At 57.4% G+C, this 2,674-nt stretch carries 2 protein-coding genes; both read left to right on the top strand.

Features of this window, described 5'->3' with window-relative positions:
• Nucleotides 1-1,915 (top strand): Ig-like domain-containing protein (locus ACR0JF_RS23195; protein ID WP_480670092.1); only part of this gene is annotated, 1,915 nt, incomplete at its 5' end.
• A 318-nt stretch (nt 1,916-2,233) separates the two neighbouring features.
• Nucleotides 2,234-2,674, top strand: a 441-nt coding sequence (locus ACR0JF_RS23190) for a tetratricopeptide repeat protein (protein ID WP_480670090.1), incomplete at its 3' end; no start/stop codon positions are given.

Below are 2,674 nucleotides of genomic sequence, written 5' to 3'. Positions count from 1 at the left end.
GACGCCTGATGCGCCGCTTGCGGAAGGGGATCGTCTTCTGAGCTTCACGCTGACGGATGCGGCGGGCAATGAGAGTGCGCCGAGCCCTGCGCTGATGGTGACGGTGGACACGACACCGCCCGCGACCCCTGCGGTTCCAGCGAGCTTTGGGGATGATGTTGGCGCGATCCAGGACGCGATGAGCACGGCAGCGACGACGGATGACACGACGCCGTCGCTGAACATCGGGGCGGGTCTTGTGGATGTGCCGGCGCTGCTGGTGGATGGTGTTGAGGTTCCAGCGACCTATGATCCTGTTACCGGTACGCTGACGCCTGATGCGCCGCTTGCGGAAGGGGATCGTCTTCTGAGCTTCACGCTGACGGATGCGGCGGGCAATGAGAGTGCGCCGAGCCCTGCGTTGATGGTGACGGTGGACACGACGCCGCCCCCGGTCAGTATTGAGGCCTTGTCGAACAGTAATAATTCGACGGGTGTTTTCTCTACAGCGGAGGATACGACGGTTTTGTCTGGCCGTACCGAGCCGGGCAGCCTTGTGACGATCACAGCGGATAACGGCCAGAGTTTTACGGTGACTGCCGATGCAACGGGTGTTTGGCAGTCGGGGGCTTTTGATCTTTCGATGCTGACGCCCGGAGTTGATTCACTTGCTGTCACGGTCACGTCAACGGAGGCGGCCGGGAACGCCTCCATGGCTGTTCAGTCTGTGGCAAGAGCGGTGCCAAATCTGACGCTTGACACAACCACGCTCTCTGCCACGGAAGGCTTCATCATCCAGGGGGATGTTGGGAGTAATTTTCTGGGACAGTCTGTTTCCAATGCGGGTGATGTCAACGGTGACGGGATCGATGATCTGATCGTTGGGGCTTTCGGTGGAGGTGACGGAGGGACTAGTGCCGGTGAAGCCTATGTGGTCTTTGGGCAGAGCGGTGGCACATTTGGCACAACGGACGCGGCCGGTCGCCGGGTGATCGACACAAGCAATTTGTCTGCCACCGAGGGTTTCATCATCCAGGGGGATGCCGCAAATGATACTCTGGGCGGTTCTGTCTCCAATGCGGGCGATGTCAACGGTGACGGGATTGATGATCTGATCGTGGGGGCGCGGGTTGGAGATGACGGAGGGAGTAATGCCGGTGAAGCCTATGTGATCTTCGGGCAAAGCGGTGGCACATTTGGCACAGCGGATGCGACCGGTCGCCAGGTGATCGATACAAGCAACTTATCCACTGGCGAAGAAGGCATCATTATCCAGGGGGATGTGCGCGATGACCAACTGGGTACTTCTGTCTCCAATGCCGGTGACGTCAACGGGGACGGGATCGATGATCTGATCGTGGGGGCGCGGTTTGGAGATGACGCGGGTGGTGTTGGTAATTCGGGTGAAGCCTATGTGATCTTTGGGAGCGAGCTTTTAACAACTCTCGATCTGACCTCTGCATCAGGCCAGACGGGTACAGCTGGCGATGAGTTCCTGTCGGGCACGGAACTGTCGGACCTGTTGATAGGCGGCGGGGGTGCAGATGTCCTGCTGAGCTATGAAGGTGACGATTTCCTGAGTGTCTCTGATGCCAGTTTCCAGAAAGTGGATGGGGGCGCTGGCGTAGACACACTTTCACTGGCGGGTACCGGAATAACTCTGGATCTGACCGCGTTGGCAGATGGAGCCCTCGAAAACATCGAGAACATTGATCTGAGCCAGGGCAGCAACGCTGTGTCCTTTACCGAACAGGACATTCTGGACGCAACCGATGCTTCAAACCTGCTGAGAATCAGTGGCGAGGCAGATGACACCGTCACCGCCACAGGCTTCACAGATACCGGTGTCAATCAAACGGTAGGAGGTGAAGTCTTCGACGTCTACACAAGCGGAACCGCTACCGTGTGGATCGAAGAAACCATCAACGTCGTCTGAGGGGAACGAGAGAAGGTGTTGCCGCACACCTTCTCCGACCCAACATCAAGGAATGCTGCAGCCCGGGCTTCAAACCGCCCGGGCTGACCTATTCCGAGATCCTCCAATACTGCCGCTCGATGATCGACGTCATCATCCAGTTCCGCAAAACAGGAGATCAAAGACGACCAACAGCCGTCAGGGTGTTGCGGGGGAAGCAATTGCAGGATCGCAGTTTGTAACGAAATAGGTCTTGTGAGGAGCGGGATTGTACTCCCTGAGAGGGGCAAGCCTTTGTTAATGGACTTGGAAAATAGATTCTAAACAAAGGCTTAAGGAATGCGTGTTTCAAGAGCTGCATTGAGCGGAGCAATTTCTGCATCTATCGCGTGTGTTGCATTTGCGGACGTTCCAGCGGGCATAGCCGCTCTTGAAGCTGGTAATGTTTCAGGCGCAGTCGAGGAGTTCCAATCCGGGTTTGACGATGGTGACGCGGATGGCGCGTTCTTCATCGGGCGCCTGTTTGAGTTGGGTCTGGGAACCGAGCGCGATATGCGCCGTGCTGTCGAGCTTTTTAGTGCGGCAGCCGATCAGGGGAGTGCGCTAGCGCAGAACCGGCTCGGTTTGATGTACCTGTATGGCGAAATGGTCTTGCAGGATTATCAGCGCGCCGCCGAGTTGATTTGTGCGGCAGCTGAGTCTGGAGATGCCAACAGCGCATTCAACTGCGGGTTGCTATTCGCAGATGGACAAGGTGTGGAACAGGATGCGGTCAGGGCG

This window comes from Ruegeria sp. BG11 (genome assembly GCF_056538565.1).
Note: the sequence above shows the minus strand (reverse complement) of the source record. Positions and strands in the feature narration are given on the sequence as shown.